14 protein-coding genes are annotated in these 22,601 nt (G+C 43.3%); all 14 read left to right on the top strand.

Features of this window, described 5'->3' with window-relative positions; genetic code table 11:
- Window positions 1-11 precede the first annotated feature (11 nt).
- Window positions 12-473: a GAF domain-containing protein gene (locus KYS23_RS07685; protein ID WP_159530265.1), complete on the top strand. Its 462-nt coding sequence runs from the start codon at window positions 12-14 to the stop codon at window positions 471-473.
- Window positions 470-760, top strand: a complete 291-nt coding sequence (locus tag KYS23_RS07680; RefSeq protein ID WP_159530267.1) for a hypothetical protein — start codon at window positions 470-472, stop codon at window positions 758-760. The genes KYS23_RS07685 and KYS23_RS07680 overlap by 4 nt, the downstream gene beginning before the upstream one ends.
- 17 nt (window positions 761-777) lie before the next feature.
- Window positions 778-1,449: an RNA chaperone ProQ gene (gene proQ, locus KYS23_RS07675; RefSeq protein WP_159530268.1), complete on the top strand. Its 672-nt coding sequence runs from the start codon at window positions 778-780 to the stop codon at window positions 1,447-1,449.
- A gap of 2 nt (window positions 1,450-1,451) precedes the next feature.
- Window positions 1,452-3,491: a carboxy terminal-processing peptidase gene (gene prc, locus KYS23_RS07670; RefSeq protein ID WP_159530270.1), complete on the top strand. Its 2,040-nt coding sequence runs from the start codon at window positions 1,452-1,454 to the stop codon at window positions 3,489-3,491.
- Between the two features lie 87 nt (window positions 3,492-3,578).
- Window positions 3,579-4,913 (top strand): sodium-dependent transporter, encoded by a 1,335-nt coding sequence (locus KYS23_RS07665; RefSeq protein WP_218418332.1) that lies wholly within the window; start codon window positions 3,579-3,581, stop codon window positions 4,911-4,913.
- Window positions 4,914-4,936: 23 nt separating this feature from the next.
- On the top strand, window positions 4,937-6,418 hold the full coding sequence (gene nhaC / locus KYS23_RS07660; RefSeq protein ID WP_159530274.1) for a Na+/H+ antiporter NhaC: 1,482 nt from the start codon (window positions 4,937-4,939) through the stop codon (window positions 6,416-6,418).
- Between the two features lie 33 nt (window positions 6,419-6,451).
- Complete coding sequence (gene pepN / locus KYS23_RS07655; protein WP_159530276.1) at window positions 6,452-9,112, top strand: aminopeptidase N; 2,661 nt, start codon at window positions 6,452-6,454, stop codon at window positions 9,110-9,112.
- A complete protein-coding gene (locus KYS23_RS07650; RefSeq protein WP_159530278.1) occupies window positions 9,090-9,332 on the top strand; it encodes a DUF2835 family protein in 243 nt (80 codons plus the stop codon). The genes pepN and KYS23_RS07650 overlap by 23 nt, the downstream gene beginning before the upstream one ends.
- A 255-nt stretch (window positions 9,333-9,587) precedes the next feature.
- Window positions 9,588-11,651 carry a DUF1302 domain-containing protein gene (locus KYS23_RS07645; RefSeq protein ID WP_218418331.1) on the top strand — a complete coding sequence of 688 codons (2,064 nt, stop codon included), beginning with the start codon at window positions 9,588-9,590 and terminating at the stop codon, window positions 11,649-11,651.
- Between the two features lie 12 nt (window positions 11,652-11,663).
- Window positions 11,664-13,031: a DUF1329 domain-containing protein gene (locus tag KYS23_RS07640; protein WP_218418330.1), complete on the top strand. Its 1,368-nt coding sequence runs from the start codon at window positions 11,664-11,666 to the stop codon at window positions 13,029-13,031.
- Window positions 13,032-13,109: 78 nt separating this feature from the next.
- The gene (locus tag KYS23_RS07635) at window positions 13,110-14,156 is read left to right on the top strand and encodes a WD40/YVTN/BNR-like repeat-containing protein (RefSeq protein ID WP_218418329.1); all 1,047 of its coding nucleotides are present in this window, start codon (window positions 13,110-13,112) and stop codon (window positions 14,154-14,156) included.
- A gap of 15 nt (window positions 14,157-14,171) precedes the next feature.
- A complete protein-coding gene (locus KYS23_RS07630; protein ID WP_159530301.1) occupies window positions 14,172-16,490 on the top strand; it encodes an efflux RND transporter permease subunit in 2,319 nt (772 codons plus the stop codon).
- A gap of 172 nt (window positions 16,491-16,662) precedes the next feature.
- Window positions 16,663-21,501 (top strand): NAD-glutamate dehydrogenase, encoded by a 4,839-nt coding sequence (locus KYS23_RS07625; protein ID WP_218418328.1) that lies wholly within the window; start codon window positions 16,663-16,665, stop codon window positions 21,499-21,501.
- Window positions 21,502-21,578: 77 nt separating this feature from the next.
- Window positions 21,579-22,586 (top strand): quinone-dependent dihydroorotate dehydrogenase, encoded by a 1,008-nt coding sequence (pyrD, locus tag KYS23_RS07620; protein WP_159530305.1) that lies wholly within the window; start codon window positions 21,579-21,581, stop codon window positions 22,584-22,586.
- The last annotated feature ends 15 nt before the right edge of the window (window positions 22,587-22,601 follow it).

The raw sequence follows: 22,601 nt of genomic DNA, 5'->3' as shown, positions 1-22,601 counted from the left end.
AGGGTAACCGTTTGAAAGAAGAACAATATGCCCAGTTAATAAGCCAGGCGAAAAGCCTGGTTGCTGGTGAGCACGATGTCATTGCCAACATGGCGAACATCAGTGCACTACTTTTTAACCATCTCGATAAGGTAAATTGGGCTGGTTTTTATTTTTATAAAGAAGCGCAGTTAGTGTTAGGTCCTTTTCAAGGGCAACCCGCTTGCATTCGTATTCCTATGGGGAAAGGTGTGTGTGGAACTGCCGCTGAAACCCGAACAGTACAGCGTATTGCAGATGTTCACGCCTTTTCTGGCCACATTGCCTGCGATGCCGCTTCAAACGCCGAAATCGTCATTCCTCTTGTGGTAAATGGTGAACTAATTGGTGTTTTAGATATCGATAGCCCAGAATTTTCTCGTTTCGACGAGCAAGATGAGCTTGGGTTGTGTAAAATAGCCGATATACTTATTGAATCTCAGCAATCGTTATGAAATACAACGTTGACATCCATGTAGTACTATCTACTTATGAAGATATGGAAGACAATCACGATGACCCTGATGAAGCGTCAGAACGATTGAATTTCATACTTCACGCAATTTATGATAGAGCCGATGAAGATATTGAAACCCATCGACTTGAACAATTATTGCAACACGGTTGGGAGTCTTGGCAACAAGATAAACATTTATTAGAAATTGATGATGACGAATTACTCGATTGGGTTGACCACGCGCTGGCAACTTGGGATGATGAGAGTAATGAAGAAATCTCTTGAATAATTTAGAAAGTTTAATGGAATCACCAGAAAAGTTTACTAGCAGTAAGGAAGTTATCGCTTTCCTTTCCGAGACCTTCCCTAAATGCTTTAGTATTGAAGGCGAAGCCCTACCACTTAAAATCGGCATCTTTCAAGATTTAGCCCAGCGTTTAGAAAGCGAAGAACGAGTGAGTAAAACATTACTCCGCTCAACACTTCGCCATTATACGAACAGCTGGCGCTACCTTTACAGCATCAAAGAAGGCGCTAACCGTGTCGACTTAGATGGTGTTGAAGGGGAAACCATTGAGAAAGAGCATGCCGATCATGCACAGAAGCAGCTAGAAGAAAGCAAAGCGAAAGCCGCCGAAAAGCGCAAAGCTAAGCAAGCTCAGCAGCCTCAAAAGAAAGAAAAACGTCAATTTGCACGTCCGAAGTCTTCCGGTTCGACGCCTGCAGGCAGCAACAAAGATGGCCAGCAGGGAACTAAACCGAAAATTCAGAGACCAACTAAGACACCACCGGCAAAATTGACTGATGCCGATATGCAACAAGGTACAAACGTAACGGTTAAATTAGGTAAAACCCCTATGCCAGCTGTTATTACCGAAATTGCTAAAGACGGTATTCATGTTCAGTTAGACTCAGGTATGGTGGTAAAAGTAAATGCAGATGCTTTACGTTTGGCACGCTCCAAGAGGTCGTAAATATGAAAGATATCCTTCGAATTTCCATTGCTAGTGCATTTCTTACCGTTGGGGTAGGCGCTGGTGCAGTCACCACAACCCCCGATGTTGAAGAACTCCCCGTTCTTCAACAAGAGACACAGCATAGTGTTGCTGCAAAACGCGTTAGTGCGTTATTTACCCGCGCTCACTATAAAGAAATTTCGTTGGATGATGTGTTATCGGCACGTATCTATCAGCGTTTCATCGAATCGTTAGATCACAACAAGCAAGTGCTTTTATTGTCTGATGTGGTGGGTTTCGAAAAATATCGAAATGCATTCGATGATGCGTTGAGCAAGGGCAACCTTTCTGTTGCGTACGACATGTACAATGTAAGTGCGCAGCGTCGTATCGAGCGCTACGAGTTTGCGTTAGCAACATTAGAGAAAGGGCCTTTTGATTTTGAAAAAGCCGACGACAAATTTTATTACGATCGCGAAGAAGCCGAATGGCCTACCAGTGAAGATGAATTAAATGAGATTTGGCGCCAACGTGTTAAATATGATGCGTTGAATCTTATTCTCGCGGATAAAACGTGGGAAGAAGCGAAAGAGCTTCTAGAAAAGCGTTACTCACGTTCTATCAAGCGAACCAAACAGACTAAAAGCGAAGATGTATTTCAAATTGCTATGAATGCCTTTGCGCGTACCATTGAAGCGCATACTAGTTACTTGTCACCACGAAATGCTGACCGATTCCAAATGGAGATGAATTTGGAATTTGAAGGTATAGGTGCGGTACTTCAAAGCGAAGAAGATTACACCGTTATCAAAAGCGTAGTGCCAGGTGGCCCTGCCGATGAATCTGGGGCGTTAAAGCCGGAAGATAAAATTGTTGGTGTAGCTCAAGAAGATGAAGAGTTCGTTGATGTAGTTGGCTGGCGTTTAGATGAAGTTGTCGAGCTAATCAAAGGGCCGAAGGGCAGCGCGGTACGCTTACAAGTTCAAAAAGGCGCAACAGATGCAAAAACCATGTCTGTTGTTAGTCTTACTCGTGACAAAATTAAGCTTGAAGACCGAGCGGCGCAGTCTGAGATTTACACGCCTGAAACTGGACCACATGCCAATCAGCCTTTGGGTGTTATTACCATTCCTAGTTTCTACAACAACTTGCATGCGGACGTTGAAAAGGAATTAAACAGCCTTAAAGCGCAAAACGTTAAAGGTATTATTGTAGATTTGCGCGGAAATGGTGGTGGCTCTTTAACAGAAGCGACTTTACTTACCGGTCTTTTCATTGAAAAAGGGCCAGTGGTACAAATTCGGTACGGTCAAACTAAAGTCAGTGTTAATCGCGATACCGATGGAAAAGTATCTTACGATGGCCCATTAACGGTTTTAGTAGACCGCTATAGTGCATCAGCGTCAGAGATCTTCGCCGCGGCTATGCAAGATTATAATCGCGCGTTAATTATTGGTGAACAAACCTTCGGTAAAGGTACTGTTCAACAACACCGTGGTTTAGGTAAAATTTATGACTTGTACGACAACCCACTGGGTAGCGTGCAATTCACCATCGCTAAGTTTTATCGTATTGACGGTGGAAGTACGCAGCATAAAGGGGTAGTGCCAGATATTCTTTATCCTTCAGCAATAGAACCTGCTGATTGGGGCGAGAGCCAGCAGGATAACGCATTACCTTGGGACAGCATTAACCGCGCGAACTACACAACGTTTGCTGACGGCCAAGCAGCACTTGACGTACTAACCGCGAAACATAATAAACGGATTATGCAAGACCCTGAGTTTTCTTATATTCACGACGATATTGTTGAGTACAAAGAAAACAAAGATAAGAACTTTATTTCATTGGTAAAATCTGAACGTGAGTCAGATAAAAAAGAAGCTGAAGAAAAAGCGCTTGAAAGAGCCAATGAACGTTTACAGCGTATGGGTAAAGAATTAGTCAAAACACTTGATGACCTACCTGAAGATATGGAAGAGTTAGACCCGTTCTTAGATGAAGCTGCCAATATTACTTTTGATATGATTGAAACAGGCAGATACGCAATAACACACTAAAGGTTGATGACAGAGGGCTGGTCAGTGGCCAGCCCTTTTTTTGTGTCTGATATACCTATACAACAATAATAAATAAAGGGAAATCACATGGCTATCAGAGGCGAGTTTTCTTCTCGAATCGGGTTCGTGCTCGCAGCAGCGGGTTCAGCAGTTGGACTCGGTAATATTTGGGGGTTCCCCACCAAAGTAGCAACGAATGGCGGTGCTGCTTTTGTTCTCGTTTATTTACTTCTCGCGTTCGTTCTTGCATACCCCGTCCTCATGGCCGAACTCATCATCGGACGAAGCTCTCGTTCTAACATGGTAGATGCGCTGGGTAATATTTCCGGCAACTTCATCGGTCGTGCAACGGGAATTTGGGGTTGTATAACCGTCTCACTTATCCTGGCGTTTTACGCCATTGTGGGCGGTTGGATGTTGGTTTATTTTGCTGATTCTGCCGTCAATATGGTGGGATTACAGTCTGCAAGTGATTGGCTTTTAACGTCATCGGTTACGCGTAACATTATTTTTTGCTTTATATTCATGGCGTTAACAGCTTTCATCGTTGTCGGTGGTGTAAAGTCAGGTATTGAGAAATGGTCGGTAAGATTGATGCCTACACTGGTACTGCTAATCCTAGCCCTTATCGTTTATGTAAGTTTACAGCCTGGTGCCTCCGATGGCTGGAGCGCTTATTTGGTGCCAGATTTTACACGTATTCTCGACCCCGACTTATTAATTGATGCCATGGGCCAAGCCTTTTTCTCCATGTCATTGGGTGTGGGTACCATGCTGGTTTACGGTTCATACCTAAGCAAAAAGGAGAACTTGCCCACCATTGGTGCTTCTGTTGCTCTAGTAGACATTGGTGTAGCCGTTATTGCCGGTATGCTTATTATTCCTGCCATGTATGTAGCACTACATAATGGTGTAGAAATCTTTACGCCAGAGGGGGCATTAATTCAAGGTGATTCGCTTATTTTCAAAGTATTGCCTGCCTTGTTTGATACGATTGGCGCGGTAGGTGTGTTTGTTGCATTTAGTTTCTTTGCGTTAATGGCGATTGCAGCCGTTACCTCTTCAATATCCATGCTTGAAGTACCCGTGGCTTATATGGTGGAAAGTAGAGGCTTGGTGCGTAAAAAAGCGGTAGTGTTGATGGCGGCCATTATCTTTGTACTTAGCTGCATTATTATCCTTAATTTTAATGCACTGTTTGGGTTCGTTATTGCCCTTACCACTGAGTACAGTCAACCACTACTTGGGTTAGTGTTATGTATATTTGCCGGATGGGTGTGGCGTAGAGATGCCATACTTGATGAACTTAAAGAAGGCGATGCAAACGCGGAACACGGTTTGTTTTGGAAAATTTGGCCTTGGTATGTACGCTTCGTTTGCCCCGTTATTATTGCGCTAATGTTTTACCGCTCAGTTTTTTGATTTAAGGCTTAAGAATAATAAAAATGACAACTACTAAAGAATTAAAAGAACCCTCATTACTTGACGCGATGATCCCCATTGTAGCCCTAGTGCTGATGATGGGGAGTGCGGTTTATTTATTTGCCGATAATTCATCGTATGGGCCCAACCAAATTGCGTTATTACTGGCGATGGGCCTTGCCGCCATTATAGGTATGAAAAACGGTTACAGTTGGAAAACTATCGAAAAAGGCATTGTCGATGGTATCTCTATGTCTCTCGGTGCGTGCTTAATTCTATTGGCCGTAGGTTCGCTTATTGGTACTTGGATGTTAGCCGGTACCGTACCTACACTTATTTATTTCGGTTTAGAATTATTAAACCCTTCATTCTTCTATGCCGCTGCGTGCTTAATTTGCGCCGTGGTTGCGATGAGTATTGGTAGTTCTTGGACTACCGCGGCTACTGTAGGTGTGGCACTTATGGGCGTTGCTGCGGGTATGGATATGTCTGCGGCCATTACTGCCGGTGCGGTTGTATCTGGGGCTTACTTTGGCGATAAAATTTCTCCGCTTTCTGAAACAACCAATTTAGCCCCCGCAGTGGCTGGTACCGACTTATTTGAACACATTCGTTACATGCTATGGACTACTGTTCCTAGTTTTATTCTAGCGCTTATCCTATTTGTGGTATTGGGCTTTAGTGAAACCGGTGATGCAAAAGCTGATCGCATCGAGCAAATGCAGTTGCTGTTGGACGAGTCTTTTGATTTAAGCTGGTACTTATTGGTCCCTCTCGTAGTATTGTTAACGCTTGCCGTTAAAAAAGTGCCAGCGTTTCCTGCAGTGTCTATTGGTGCTTTATTAGGAGCATTGTGGGCTGTATTATTTCAAAGTGATGTGGTGGCCAGTATGGCTAGCAGCGATGATAGTGCCAGTGTCGGGGCTTTAAAAGTAGTTTGGACGGCCTTGTTTGATGGCGTGAGTTTTTCAACGCCTGATGAAAACTTGAATAGCTTGCTTTCACGAGGCGGTATGTCGTCTATGCTCAATACGATATGGTTGATTATTTGTGCCATGTCTTTTGGAGCGGTGCTTGAAAGAGTAGGGTTACTAAAACGTGCAGTTTCCGCTATTTTATTAGGGGCTAAGTCGGCCGGTGATATGGTAAGCAGAACCATTCTTACATGCTTTGCGACTAACTTGGTTACGGCCGATCAGTATATTTCTATTGTGATGCCAGGCCGCATGTACAAAGAAGAGTACGAAAAGCGTGGTCTGCATCAGTTAAATTTATCTCGTAGTCTTGAAGATGGCGGAACCTTAACGTCTCCACTAATTCCTTGGAACACGTGTGGTGCCTACATGCACAGTGTGCTGTTGGTAAACCCATTCGACTATGTTTTCTACGCGTTCTTTAACGTAATAAATCCAATTCTTGCTATTATCTACGCATACTTAGGAATTAAAATTCTTCGCCTAACACCTCCAGATTATGCAAAGCAACCTGGCGAAGCAAACCAATAACAGTTGCGTAGACTTTCTGTTTTAGGAGACTCTATGTCAGTTACAGCTAAACGTCGGGCGGATTATCTTCCGCCCGCTTTTTCTATCCCGTTAGTCGACCTGACTATTTCTTTACACCCCACAAAAACCGTGGTTAAAAGTATCCTTAGCGTTAAGCGTACGCTTGCCAACAACACGGCTAAAAACACCGTTAAAAGCGCTGATGAAAATAGCGGCCACGAAAGGCAGCCACTTGTATTAGACGGGCAAAAATTAACGTTAGTCTCTATAAAAGTTAACGGTAAATCTTTCACTGACTTCACACAGAATGACGAAACGCTTTCGTTAAATGTCGATGCAGACGATTTTGAGTTAGAAATTGAAAATCACATTGACCCAGAAAACAATAAAGCACTAGAAGGCTTGTACCTTTCAGGCGGCGCTTACTGTACGCAGTGTGAAGCAGAAGGTTTCAGGCGCATAACCTATTTTCCAGACAGACCTGATGTCTTGTCAGTTTATACAGTGAAAGTCATAGGGGATAAATCGTTCCCCATGTTGTTATCAAACGGCAACCCTGTAGCGCGTGGTGAAAACCCTGATGGTACGCACTTCGTTACGTGGCACGACCCTCACCCAAAACCTTGTTATTTATTCGCGTTAGTGGCAGGTGATTTTGATTTATTAACCGACACCTATACCACCACAAGTGGTAAAGAGGTAGCGCTGGAGCTTTATGTCGATAAAGGTAAGAAATCTCAAGGTACCTTCGCTTTAGATTCATTGAAGCGTGCCATGAAATGGGATGAAGACGTGTTCGGGCTCGAATACGACCTCGACATCTACATGATTGTGGCCGTCGACTTCTTTAATATGGGCGCGATGGAAAACAAAGGCCTGAATGTATTCAACAGTAAATTTGTATTGGCCGACCAAGACTCAGCGACTGACGATGATTTCTTTAATGTAGAAGCTGTTATCGCCCACGAGTACTTCCATAACTGGACTGGTAACCGCGTAACGTGTAGAGACTGGTTTCAGCTTAGTTTAAAAGAGGGACTAACGGTATTTCGCGATCAGCAATTTAGTGCTGACATGACATCGCCGTTAAGCAACCGCATTAAACACGTGCGTGTGATGCGCGAGCACCAATTTGCAGAAGATGCCAGCGCAATGAGCCATCCTATTCGACCTGAAGAAGTTATTGAGATGAATAACTTTTATACGGTGACGGTGTACGATAAAGGCGCAGAAGTTATTCGCATGTTCCATACCCTTTTAGGGCCGGAAGGTTTTAGAAGAGGCATGGACGAATACTTCCGTCGTTATGATGGACAAGCAGTGACGTGCGATGATTTTGTTTCAGCCATGCAATCGGCTACCGAATTAGATCTTACTCAGTTTTCTCGCTGGTACAGTCAATCTGGTACACCGCAAGTGTCTCTTGCTCACAACGTTATCAAGAATGATACGGGGTATGTACATACCTTCACCGTAACCCAAAATACCCCCAGCACAGCAGATCAAAGCGAAAAGCTTCCTTTGTATATTCCTCTGGGCTTTGAAGTTATCGATGAAGATGGTAATCGATATCATGATGACAGTGGCGTTATTCAGAACGACCTTTTGATAGTAGATGCGCCTGAAATCACGATTAACATTACTTGTGATGCTAAGAAATTGACCCCAGTGTTATTGGGTAACTTTTCCGCCCCAGTGAAAGTACACAATGAACTCGACACCGCTTCACTACTCACTATATTTGCCCATTCGCAAGATGCGTTCAATCGTTGGGATGCTATGCAGACTTTGTATAACCGCTGTATCAGTGAGCTATATGAAGATGCCACTGCTACGATAGACAGTGGTATTTGGGCGGGTATTCGCTCTGCAATAGACAGCGAAGTTGATAATATTGAGCTTTTAAGTGAATGTTTAGTGATACCTTCATTTGAAACCTTGTGTCAGTCTCGATGCGATATTAATGTGCACCCACTCATACAGGCACGAAAGGCGTTTTGCCGACAGTTTTCTACCCAGCTAGAAGAAGTGTTACTTAATGCGTTTAATGGTATCGCCACAGAAACCTATAGTTACCAACAAGATGCAGTTAATGCTCGTCGCTGTAAAAATGTACTGTTATCTCATTTGGCACGCTTACCACAGCATCAAGACTTGGTGATATCGCAGTTCGATAAGACCGACAACATGACTGACACCCTAGGCGCACTAAAAGCCGCCCAGTCACTACCCTCTGAAGCATTTGAAAACTTGATGGCCAAGTTTGAAGAAAAATGGCGTCATGACCCCTTAGTGCTTGATAAATGGTTTGCCTTACATGCAACGCAACCCCGTGAAAACATACTGGCTACCATTACCATGTTAAGCGAGCATCCTCAATTTAGTATGGGTAATCCTAATCGCGTACGTTCACTAATAGGCAGTTTCGCATTCTATAACAGCGAACGTTTCCATAGCGTAGATGGGGAAGGGTATAAGTTTGTCACCGACTATCTTATTAAGCTAGATGCTATTAACCCGCAAGTGGCAGCACGGATAATAACCCCCTTGATACAATGGCAAGGTTTTGCAGAACCCCATCAAGTGTTGATGAAAGCACAGCTAGGTCGATTGTTAAATCACAAAGGCTTAAGCAAAGATGTGTTTGAGAAAGTGAGCAAAAGTTTGGCGTATGACAACCATTCAAGCCACTGATACCGTTTATTATTTTTCAGTCAATGTGCCTTACAATCAATGTGAGGCACTGTACTCTGGTGCTGTACCAACCGTCGTTATGATGGCGGAAAATGGCATCAGCGTACAAGTCCCCTCTACTAGAATAAAACAGTTCATCACCTCCCAAGGTGTTGTCGGTCGTTTTCGCATGATTGTTGATGCCAACAACAAAATTAAAGCCTTCGAGCGGTTACGCTAAAGCATAAAACCTTTACCTTTGGTTGCTTTTTGTGCGTATGTTTTAAGATAACGCCAATTACTTACACCTTTCGGATAAGTTGCTTTTATAGTCCCCACAAAGCAATAACTATTTGATACGATTAATGTTGTAAATTTTGTTAACTGGTACGATTACTTCTTGCGAAAGTGGCAAAATGATGTAATCATTTTGTTAATCGTTATGGTTGATCACGATGTCACGCAGCCTTGTGCGTCGACTAGGGAGTATAAAAATATGATAAATAGGCCTCGCGCTTTTAAGATGTCACCTGTTGCTGTAGGTGTGCTAACCCTCTTGGGTGCTGCCGCACTTCCTGCTAACGCCGCTAATTGGCAAGTAGGTGATGTTAGCATTTCTCTTGATTCTACATTCACAGTGGCTACCAGTATTCGTACTGAGTCTAGAGATTACAGTCTTATCGGAAATAGTAATCATGCACAGTTTGATTGGTCAGGTTACCACGCAGCATTCAATCCACTTTATCCTAGTAGCGACGTTTGGGCGTTAGCTGACGGCGGTTATTCAACCAATGGCGACTTAGGAAATTTATCTCATGATCCAGGTGATGCATTTGCAACACAAATTTCAGGAAACCATGAGCTAGATATAAACTTTGGCGATTTCGGTTTCTTCGCACGTGGTTTTTGGTTTTACGACTTTGAACAAATGGATGGTGACCGTCCTAATTCAAATGCCATTACTGGCGTTCAATACGATCACTGTCAAGATCCGGAAGCAGAAGATTTATTGTGTACCGATGTGCGCCTGTATGATGCCTTCTTCTATGGTGATTGGTGGATTGGTGACAAGCCTCTAACCCTTCGTGTAGGTCGCCAGGTTATCAGTTGGGGTGAAAGTACCTTTATCCAACATGGTATCAATACAACGAACCCTGTTGACGTAACCCGTGCACGTGCACCAGGTGCGGAACTTAAGGAAGTATTTATTCCAGTGGGTATGGTTTACGCCTCGTTAGGGCTAAGCGATACATTAAGCGTATCTGGTTACTATCAATATGAATGGGAACGCAGTTGGTTGCCTGTATCTGGTAGTTATTTCGCGGGTAACGACTTTGCGGGTGAGGGCGGTCAGCGTCAAAACGTCCAATTAGGTTTCAGTGGTAACCCTGATATTGATTTAGATCACTTGTTAACTGCACTTAATGGCTACGGTGACTTGTTACGTGCTGGCGGTAATTCTGCTGATATTGCCTCTGCCTACTTAGCATATCCTACTAAAGTGGCTATTCGTGGCTATTCTGACGAAGCGCATAAAGATGCCGACGATCAGGGTCAATACGGTTTACGTGTTACTTGGTTTGCTGAGGCATTGAACGAATCTGAAATCAGTTTCTACCACATTAACTACCATAGCCAACGTCCACTTATCTCTGGTGTAACGTCTGACTTTACCGCCGAAGGTATTGCGTCAGACTTAGCCTTCATAGCAACTAACGAAGTGACGCGCGATAACATTACTGAGCTGGGTGCATTCACCCAATCTGAGTTTTATTATCCAGAAGACATTAAGTTATACGGGGTGAGTTTTAACACCAACGTTGGCACTACCGCGTTAGCCGGTGAATTTGCTTACCGTGTTGATGAACCGCTGCAAATTGACGATGTTGAGCTACTCTATATGGGTATGCCAGAGCAGCTAGCTAATGCTGGACTGCGTCCAGACTTAGAAGGTATTTCTCAACTTAACAATATCGGCCGAGCGGTAGGTCCAGGTGAAACAGCTGAAGGATTCTTGTTCTCAGACACGTGGCAAATGCAGTTAACTGCATCACACGTTTATGGTCCTAAGTTTGGTGCTGATAACTTCGTGTTATTAGGTGAGTTGGGCTATGTCAATATTGTTGATATGCCAGATCCAAATGTTATTCGCTTAAATGCGCCTGGTACATCGCGTACACCGTCGCTAGAACCTACTGCAAGTGGCAATAACCGTGAAGGTCTGCACATAGGCCTTTCGGACGGTCCAGAAACTAACCCGTTCGCTACCGATGACGCGTGGGGTTACCGACTACTGGCCGTTGCTGATTGGAACGATATTATGGCGGGCGTTAACCTTCGAGCCCGTGCTACGTTCTCTCACGATGTAGAGGGTACTACACCAGACCCTCTCTATGTATTCACCGAAGATGTTAAATCTGCGGCACTGGCGTTAACGTTCGATTACTTAAGTAAGTGGTCAGCAACAGCTTCTTATAGTGCGTTCTGGGGCGGCATTGGAACGACTAATGCGCTTTCAGACAGAGATTTTGTTTCGTTTAACATCAAGTATTCAATTTAAAGAGTGATGTATATGATTAGAAAATTTGGAATTATTGCAGCAGCGCTTTCAATAGCGCTAACTGGTGCAAGTGTTCACGCTAAGGTTTCTGAAGAAGATGCCAAAAAGTTAGGCGGTGAATTAACGCCTATGGGTGCTATACAAGCTGCGAATGCTGATGGAAGCATTCCAGCATGGACAGGTGGTATTACATCAGCACCCGAAGGCTATTCGGTAGGCGACCACCATCCAAACCCTTTTCCAGAAGATAAGGTGTTATTTGAGATAACGGCGTCGAACTATAAAGAATATGCTGATTTCCTGTCCGAAGGTCAGAAAAAGTTGTTCGAAGCGTATCCTGATACTTACCGCATGCCGGTATATCAAACTCGTCGTTCAGCATCTAACCCGCAAGCTGTTTATGATGCAACAAAGGTTAACGCCACTAATGCAGAGTTGCTTGATGACGGAAACGGCATAAAAGGCGCAGTGTTGGGTGTTCCATTCCCAATGCCTAAAACCGGTATGGAAGCAATTTGGAACCACATTTTACGTTATCGCGGTGCTGCCGTAGAACGTAACGGTGGGCAAGCAGCGGTAACTACTTCAGGTGATTACAACGTTATCGGTTTTGATGAACAGTTATTGATTAAGTACGCTGAAGAAGGTGCTACACCTGAAAAGCTTACTGATGAAAACGTATTGTTCATGTTTAAGCAAAAAGTGACTAAACCAGCTCGTTTAGCTGGAACTGCACTGCTTGTTCATGAAACAGTAGATCAGGTTAAAGAGCCTCGTAAAGCGTGGACTTACAATACTGGCCAGCGTCGTGTACGTTTAGCACCTAACATTGCTTATGACACGCCAGGAACTGCAGCAGATGGTCTACGTACCACTGATGACTTCGATATGTTTAATGGTTCTCCTAATCGTTACAACTGGAAACTCGTTGGCAAGAAAGAGATGTTCGTAGCCTATAATAACTATGCACTGCATTCAGATAACGTAAGTTACGATGAAATTCTTCATGCTAACCACGTTAACCCTGATTTGACGCGCTGGGAAAAGCACCGTGTTTGGGTGGTTGAAGCTACGTTGAAAGAAGGTTTCCGTCACATTTATCAAAAACGTGTATTCTTCATTGATGAAGATAGCTGGCAAATTCAAGTAGCTGATATGTATGATAATCGTGGTGAGTTGTATCGTGTTGGTGTAGCTTATGGAGTGAACTACTATGAAGTACCTACACAGTGGTCAACCCTTGATACCTATTACGACTTAAACTCTCGCCGTTATTTGGCCATTGGTCTTGATAACGAAGAAAGTATGTATGATTTCTCGATACGTCCAAGAGATGTTGAGTTTACGCCTCAGGCGCTACGACGAGAAGGTAAACGCTAAGCGTTTTGTGTTAAGACGGTTGGCAATGCCAACCGTTTTTGTTTTCAGACAATTAAATTTTAGGGAGAATGGTTAATCATGAAAAAAACCATTGCAGCGTGCATAACTGCAGCACTCGCAGCAAATTACTCCGTAACTGCTTCAGCAGAAGATGCCTATATTGCACCCTTAGTTGAACAGTCAGTTTTGCTAGATATTGACGCTGATAAATTTGTCGTTGTTGTCGGAGAACGCGGGCATATTCTTATTTCAGAAGAAGGGACGGCGTTTAATCAAGTTGCCGTACCCACCCAAGCTACACTCACTGCAACTACCGTAGTAGGCGACAATATTTGGGCTGTAGGCCATGATGCCACCATCATTCATTCTTCAGACAAGGGACAGAGCTGGGAAATCCAGAATGTGCAGCCCGAACTACAACGTCCATTTTTAGATGTGCTATTTTTCGATGAAAGTCACGGTATTGCTGCTGGCGCGTACGGTCTTTTTTACCGGACTACAGATGGCGGAAAAAGCTGGGAAACTGAGCGTCATGCAAGTTTGTTAGACCCATACGATCGTGAATATTTAGAAAGTGTTAGAGAAGAAGACGAAGCCTTCTATCAACAAGAATTAGAATCTATTCTACCTCATTTAAATCGAGTCACTCGCGATGCCGAAAAACTATACCTTGCTGGAGAAGCGGGTTTATTAGCTAGCAGCGATGATATGGGGAAAAATTGGGAACGTTTCGAGGTTGATTACACAGGCTCATTTTTCGATATTAAAGCCCTTGACGATTCTACGTTGCTGGCTGTAGGTCTTCGCGGAAATATTTTTGTTTTACGCAACCAAGGTGAGTGGGAATATGTAAATTCTTGTTCAACCAGTACCTTAAATTCAATTTTACTGTCCGATAACGACACGGTTGTTGCAATGGGTAACAACGGTATGATGGTGTCAGCCACTCGTCCGCTACCTGTCAGCGATCACGATCCATACGCTAACCCTGCAAACTGTGAGCCTGCAAAGGGTATTTCAGTAACACAGGTTGAAGATAAAGCTGCCATGTTAAATGCCGTTAGCTTTAATGGCCACACCATAGCTGTTACCGCGAATGGTATAAAAACGCTAAATACAAAGTAGGGTGGTTTCGCTTTTATGACCCATTTCATTGAACATCTTGTTTTCTCTAACCGTAAATTGGTGGTAGCCCTTTTTGCTATCGCGACGGTTTTTTTAGGCTTTCAAGCATCGCAGATGCGACTTGACGCTGGTTTTGAAAAAAATATTCCGCTCAATCATGAGTACATGAAAACCTATATTGAACATCGCCAAGACTTCGGTGGTGCGAACAATATCTTAGTTTCTGTTTGTGATAAGAACGACAATATATTCAATCAGAACTTTTTCGATACGCTAAAGAACGTGCACGACCAGCTATTTTTCATAAATGGTGTGAACCGTTCTCTCGTTATTTCATTGTTTTCTCCCTCTACCCGTTTTACTGAAATTGTAGAAGGCGGCTTTGCTGGCGGGCCAGTTATTCCAGCCGACTTCAATTCAGCAAACCCCGCGGCCTTAGCGCTAGTGGCTGCCAATATTGAAAAAGCCAATATTGTTGGTCGTCAAGTAGCCAGCGACTACAGCTGTGCCATGGTGACAGCACAGCTATTGGATATCGACCCACAAACTGGTGAGCCGTTAAATACACTTGCCTTAGCGGCTGAGCTTGAAGAGCAACTTCGCGGTGAATATGAAAACGAAGATATTTCTATTCATATTATCGGGTTTGCCAAGATGATTGGTGATGTGGCTGATGGCGCTAAAGACGTACTCTTGTTTTTCGCTATTGCTATCGCGATAACGGCCATCATGGTGTACTTCTTCTCTCGCAGTATCATGCTGACTATATTGCCACTACTGTGCTCAGTGATTGCAGTTATCTGGCAGCTTGGTCTACTAACTTCGTTAGGCTTTGGTATGGATCCTATGTCCATCCTGGTGCCGTTCTTAGTTTTCGCTATTGGTGTAAGTCATGGCGTACAAATGATTAACGCGGTAGAAAAACGTGCGGTAACAGGAATAGGTGCAAAACGTGCGTCTATGGCAGCGTTTAGAAGCTTATTAGTGCCGGGGGGGATTGCCTTACTTTCTGACACAGTAGGTTTTATGACCTTACTGGTTATTGATATAGGTATTATTCGTGAACTGGCCATTACAGCAAGTATGGGTGTTGCCGTTATTATATTAACCAACCTTATGCTATTGCCGGTACTGATGAGCTTTTTAAAGCTTGATAAAAAGTACGTTGATAAATTTGCTGGCAAAGAAAATAGTAACACCCGTTTTTGGGCTATTGTTTCAGCGTGTTCACGTAAAAAGCCAGCAGCCTTTATTCTAATTGTAACCGCCATATTATTCGGCTTTGGGCACTACCAAGCACAAAACATGAAGATAGGTGATTTGCACGCGGGTGCACCAGCACTTCATGAGTCTTCACGTTATAACCAAGATACCTTCTTGATTACTGACAAGTATGAAGTCACGGTGGATTACATCTCTATTTTGGTAGAAACCACCCCTGAAGCTTGTACGTCTCACAGCGTAATGAAAGCGATGGATGATTTTCAGTGGAAAATGGAGAACGTTCCAGGTGTGCAGTCGGCCGTATCATTAGCATCAGTGGCTAAGATAGTTAACGCGGGTTATAACGAAGGTAATGTTAAATGGCAGGTTCTACCTCGTAACCAACAAACCTTAGTGCAAGCTATTTCAAGGGTGCCAACTTCATCTGGCTTATTAAATGGTGATTGTTCTGTCATGCCGATTATTCTGTTTATGGAAGATCACAAAGCAGAAACCATTTCTCGTGTGGTAGATGCTGTAAAAGATTTCCGTACTGAGTATGAGACCGACGATATGTCATTTAGTCTGGCATCAGGCCCAGTGGGAGTGATGGCGGCAACGAACGAAGCGGTCGAGGCTGCACAAGATCCAATGATGGTATATGTATTTGGCGCCGTTATCGCATTATGCTTAATTAGCTTCCGCTCTGTACGTGCAACCTTAGTGGTGGTAATTCCACTGTATGTTGTGTCTGTTTTAGCGCAAGCACTAATGACGTATCTGCAAATTGGTCTTACAGTATCAACCTTACCAGTTATTGCATTAGGTGTGGGTATCGGTGTTGATTATGGTATTTATATCTTATCGACAAAGAGCCTTATGCTTAAACAAGGTGCTACGGTTCAAGAAGCTTATTTAGCTGCCTTAAAAGAGCGAGGTAGTGCCGTACTGTTCACCGGTATTACTTTGGCAATAGGGGTAAGTACTTGGGTATTCTCTTCACTTAAATTCCAAATGGATATGGGTATTTTGTTGACCTTTATGTTCGTGGTTAATATGTTAGGAGCAATTATCGTACTTCCAGCACTGGCAAGATTCTTGTGGTGGAATAGAAATGACCCCGGTGCATAATATTTTTGCATAGCTAATCATAAAAAAGGGCCGTAAGGCCTTTTTTTATAGGTGTTTTTTGCATAGTTATCTATGCTGTTAATATAAGGTTAAAAAGGGGCTTTTAATACCTCTCAGTTTTAGCGAAAATAGCCGCGCAACTTAGCACTTACGACATTTATAAGGTTAACTAATGACAGTCACCTCACAGCGACACTCAGTACTGCTAGATAATGTATTTGCACTCATTGAAAAAAAGGTGGATGCCCAGCAGAAGTCACTCGTGCAGCAATTCGGACGCCTGTTGTATAAAAATATCTCTAGTGATGACTTAGAAGATCGTAACGACAGCGATTTATACGGTGCCACTTTAAGCTTATGGAACGGGCTTGCAAAATTCGATAATTCAGCACCTTACATTCGTGTCTTCAACCCAGAAATAGAAAAGCATGGCTGGCACTCAAGCCATACCATTGTTGAAATAATTGTTAGGGACATGCCGTTTCTTGTCGATTCGGTGCGTATGTCACTCAACCGATTAAACATTACTGCACATTTATTTTTGCATAGCCCAATTGGAATAAAACGAAATAGTAAAAACCAAGTGGCCGAGTTTGCCGAGCCTGGCAAGACAGTTGAAAACACCCGAAAAGAAACAGTGATATTTATCGAGGTTGATCATCAAAGTGCGAAAAAAGACATTGATGAATTAACGAAAGAATTACACTCAGTGGTAGACGAAGTGTCGTTGGCGGTTAAAGATTGGCAAGAAATGACCACTAAGTTAGAAACAGTGGTTAAAGACAGTACGAAACTAAACTGGCCTGTATCGACTGATGAAAAGAAACAAACCAAAGCTTATTTGCAATGGTTAAGCGACCATAACTTTACCATGATGGGCTATCGTTATTACGAAGTGAAGGCCATAGAGGGCGACCATCGCTGGATACCGTCTAACGATACTAGTTTAGGTTTATTAAAGAACTCTGTTAATGACAGAGAGCGCCTATTGTCGAAATTACCTTCCAGTGCAAGAGCAGAGGCACTAAGCCAAAGCCCGTTAATTTTAACGAAAACAAACTCTCGTGCTCGTGTTCATCGTCCTGCTTATATGGATTATGTTGGTGTAAAAGCGTTTAACAAAGATGGGCAAGTTATTGGTGAGCATCGCTTCCTTGGCCTCTATTCAGCGTCTTTCTATAACCAAAGTGTGACGCAACTTCCTATGCTGAGAGAAAAGATTCAGCGTATATGTGATTTATCTGGCTATGAGCCAGGCACCCATGCGTTTAAAGCCTTTGTGAATATTGTTGAAACTTATCCACGTGATGAGCTACTGCAAACACCCGCAGAAGAATTAGCCCAAATAGTGATGGGTATATTCCAAATGCAAGAGCGGGGTATTTCACGCTTATTTATTCGTAAAGATGTCTTTGGTCGCTTCTTCTCATGTATGGTATTTGTACCTCGTGAGCGTTACAACACGCAACTACGTGTAGACACCCAAGCGCTATTAAAAGCCTCGTTAGGTGCTAAAGAAGAAGTTGAATTTACTACGTTCTTTTCTGAATCTGTGTATGCACGCACGCATTACATTGCCAGGGTCAACGACAACAACGCGGAATTTGATGTGAAGGAAATAGAACGCAATATTATTGAACTAACTAAAACGTGGAGCGATCGATTAGCTTCATCTATTTCAGCAGCACACGGTGAAGCGCAGGGTAAAGCCCTTGAGCGCAAATATGGCAATGCGTTTTCACGTAGCTATATGGAACAGAACTTACCGGGTGATGCCCTTGTTGATATCGGCAAAATTGAACAGTTAGATGATGATCATACTCTCGACATGCTGTTTTATCGTCCTCAAGAAGAGCAGTCTGACAGCCAAATAGTGAAGCTCAAGTTGTTCCATCGTGCTGAGCCTATTCATCTTTCTGATGTATTGCCTATGCTTGAGAACTTTGGTTTGCGCGTCATTGATGAAAGCCCCTATAAAATCACCTGCCCAGATGGTTTTAGAAACTGGGTGATGGATTTCACTATGTTGCACAAAAGTGGCCAACATTTTGACATGGAGCGCGCACAGACTTTATTCCAAGAAGCTTTTGCGAAAGTGTGGAATAACGATTTAGAAGACGATGCATTCAACCGCTTAATTTTGGGTGCTAATTTAACGGGCCGTAAAGTCACTATTTTACGTGCGTACGCAAAATACATGCGTCAAACCGGTAGTTCATTCAGTCGTGATTACATTGCGAACACCTTGGCGAATTACCCTGATATTGCCCGCTTGCTAGTGGAGTTTTTCGACCAGCGCATTAATCCGAAGAAGAAACGTAATGCGAAGAAAGAAGAAGCGTTACTTGAGAATATTAAAACCCAATTAGACAGTGTTAGTAACTTAGATGACGACAGAATTATTCGTCGTTATTTAGATATGATGTCGGCAACCCTTCGAACTAACTTCTATCAGCCCGATGAAGCAGGCAATGAAAAATCTTATGTGTCATTTAAGATGCTGCCAGAAATGATCCCTGATATGCCATTGCCACTGCCTAAATTTGAAATATTTGTGTATAGCCCACGTTTAGAGGGTGTGCATTTACGCGGTGGCAAGGTTGCCCGTGGCGGACTTCGTTGGTCTGATCGCCAAGAAGATTTCCGGACTGAAATTTTAGGCTTAGTAAAAGCACAGCAAGTAAAAAATACGGTTATTGTACCTGTTGGCGCGAAAGGTGGGTTTGTTTGTAAAAAGCTGCCCGTTGGTGAGGGCAGAGAAGCCATACAGGCTGAAGGTCAAGCGTGCTATCGCACCTTTATTACCAGTTTGCTAGATATCACCGATAACATTGTAAACGGTGAAGTTGTACCACCAAAAGATGTAGTGCGACTAGACGAAGATGACCCGTATTTGGTTGTGGCGGCCGATAAAGGTACCGCTACCTTCTCTGATATTGCCAACGGTATTGCTGATGAATTCGGTTTTTGGTTAGGGGATGCCTTTGCATCAGGTGGTAGCGTCGGTTATGACCATAAGAAGATGGGTATTACTGCGCGTGGCGGATGGGAGTCTGTTAAACGTCACTTCCGTGAAATCGGTATCGATTGCCAAACCACAGAATTCACTGCGGTGGGCGTGGGGGATATGGCGGGAGATGTTTTTGGTAATGGTATGCTTTTATCTAAGCACACCAAATTAATTTCGGCGTTTAACCATTTACATATTTTCTTCGATCCAGACCCCGATGCAGCTGCAAGTTACAAAGAGCGCGCTAGATTGTTCGAAAACCCACGATTAAGTTGGGAAGATTACGATTCAACATTGATTTCAAAAGGTGGCGGTATCTTTAGTCGTTCCGCGAAGTCGATTAAACTTACCCCAGAAATGAAAAAGTGGTTAGGCACCCGTCAGATGTCGATGACGCCAAACGAACTTATCCATAACATTTTAAAAATGCCTGTGGACTTGCTTTGGAATGGTGGTATCGGGACTTACGTTAAGAGCTCAAAAGAGTCGCATGCGGAAGTGGGCGACAGAGCTAATGATGACTTACGTTTAAACGGCAAAGACGTGCAAGCCAAAATTGTAGGTGAGGGCGGTAACCTAGGGTTAACGCAGTTAGGTCGAATTGAATATGCTGCTTCCGGCGGACGCGTAAACACCGACTTCATCGATAATGTAGGGGGAGTTGATTGCTCCGATAACGAAGTTAATATCAAAATCTTGCTTAACAGCGTGGTTAACGACGGTGAACTTACAGTTAAACAGCGTAACAATTTGCTGCACGACATGACCGATGACGTATCGCGTATTGTGATTAAAGATTGTTATCGCCAAACTCAATCTATCTCGATTACTGAGATGTCGGGCGTAAGCTTATTGAAAGAACAGCTTCGCTTTATTCACGGTTTAGAGCGTGAAGGTCAACTTAACAGAGAGCTTGAGTTCATTCCGAGTGATGACGAAATTTCGGATAGAGTGGCGTCAGATCGTGGTCTTACGCGACCTGAACTTAGTGTTTTGATTGCCTACGGCAAAATGGTATTGAAAGATGCATTAAATATCCCTGAAATCACTGATAACCCTTATCACGGTAAATTGTTGCTTCAAGCTTTCCCTAAGGTGTTGCGTGAAAAATTCAGTACACATATGCAGCAGCATCCACTTAGAAGTGAAATTATTGCCACTAAATTGACCAATAATATGGTTAACGATATGGGGCTTAACTTTGTCTTTCGTATTCAGGAAGAAACCGGTGCCAGCGTTGATGATATTGCTAATGCCTACGCTATTGTGCACGGTATTTTTGATATGGAAACGCTCTGGAACCGTATTGAAGACTTAGATAACGTTATTTCAGCGAAGCTACAGCTTAAGATGCTAGATGAAGCTCGCCGTATTATGCGCCGCGCTGCACGCTGGTATATTAGACACGGCAATAAAGGCCTGTCTATTGAAGAGTCGATTGCAAGCTATCGTGAAACCTTCAATAACTTGTCTAAGAATCTGCAGAACTATTTAGTAGAAGCTGAATACTCACAGCTAGAAGAGAAAACAAGTACCTATGTGTCGCAAGACGTTCCGAAGGATATCGCGTATCAAGTAGCTAGCTTCTCCAATATGTTCTCTAGTTTCGACCTAGCACACATTGTTGCAGCTGAAAAACATAGTGTTGATGTTGTCGCACGGTTGTACTTCCAGCTTGGCTCTAAACTTGAATTGCATTGGTTCTTAGATCAAATTAACAATCAAGCAGTCAGCAACCATTGGCAAGCACTAGCACGCGCATCGTACCGTGAAGAACTGGATTGGCAGCAACGTTCAATTGCCGCTAATCTACTTCAAATAAACCCAGAGGCCAGCGATGCAGACAAAATTTTGGAAGATTGGATGCAGAGCAACCAAGTGTTGTTGAAACGCTGGTATCATATGATGTCAGAGTTTAAGACTAGCTCAACCCATGAATTTGCGAAATTTTCTGTCGCATTACGTGAATTGATGCTTTTAAGCGTGAAGTCTAGCCATTAGAATACACGCTATCAAAAATGACGAAGCCCTGTAAATCAGGGCTTTTTTATACCAAATACAAGCGAAAACAAACACCTATGCAATCATTAGTGCAAAAACTGTTGCTTCAATGCGAACCCGAAAAAAGCCATGACTTTACAATCAACTGGTTAAATAAAACGCAACACACGCCGTTGAAGTGGGCTTACAGCACCACGACAATCCAAAAGCCAGTGACGATTGCAGGTATAACCTTTGATAATCCTGTGGGGTTGGCGGCAGGCTTAGACAAAAATGGTGATTGTATAGATGCGTTTGCTGAAATGGGTTTTGGTTTTGTAGAAATTGGTACGGTTACACCTCGCCCACAAATGGGTAACCCTAAGCCTCGCTTATTTCGCATTCCTGAAAAACAGGCAATTATCAATCGAATGGGCTTTAATAATAAAGGGGTTGATCACTTAGTTTCTCAAGTGAAAAAAGCGCACTTTAAAGGCCCGATTGGTATCAATATAGGAAAAAATAAAGATACAGACGATGCGAAGGCCCTCGACGATTATCTTATTTGTCTGAATAAGGTTTACCCTTACGCCAGTTATGTAACTATCAATATTTCTTCACCCAATACTCCTGGGCTGAGAAACCTCCAGTATGGTGAAGCCCTTGATGCATTATTGGTAGGCCTAAAAGCGGCACAAGAAACCCTTACTCAAACTCACGGTAAATACGTACCTTTGTTTATCAAAATTGCGCCAGACTTATCAGATGGCGAAATACAAAGCATTGCGCAATCTTTGCTCGCCAGCAAAATGGATGGCGTTATTGCCACCAATACCACACTTTCTCGTGATGCTGTTCAGGGGTTAAAGCATGCTGATGAAATGGGTGGACTGAGCGGTTCTGTCCTTACCGACATGAGCTTGAACGTAACAAAAAAACTATCTAGTGCTCTTGATAGAGCTATTCCTATCATAGGCGTGGGCGGTATAGATTCTCCTGAAACCGCAAAAGCACGTTTAGATGCAGGAGCATCACTAGTTCAGGTATACTCTGCATTCATCTATCAGGGGCCCGACCTCGTTAAACGCATTGTAAAAGCGCTATAATTAGCGAAAGCGACA

The organism is Alteromonas lipotrueae (assembly GCF_019249255.1).
Taxonomy (GTDB): Bacteria; Pseudomonadota; Gammaproteobacteria; order Enterobacterales; family Alteromonadaceae; genus Alteromonas; species Alteromonas lipotrueae.
Note: the sequence above shows the minus strand (reverse complement) of the source record. Positions and strands in the feature narration are given on the sequence as shown.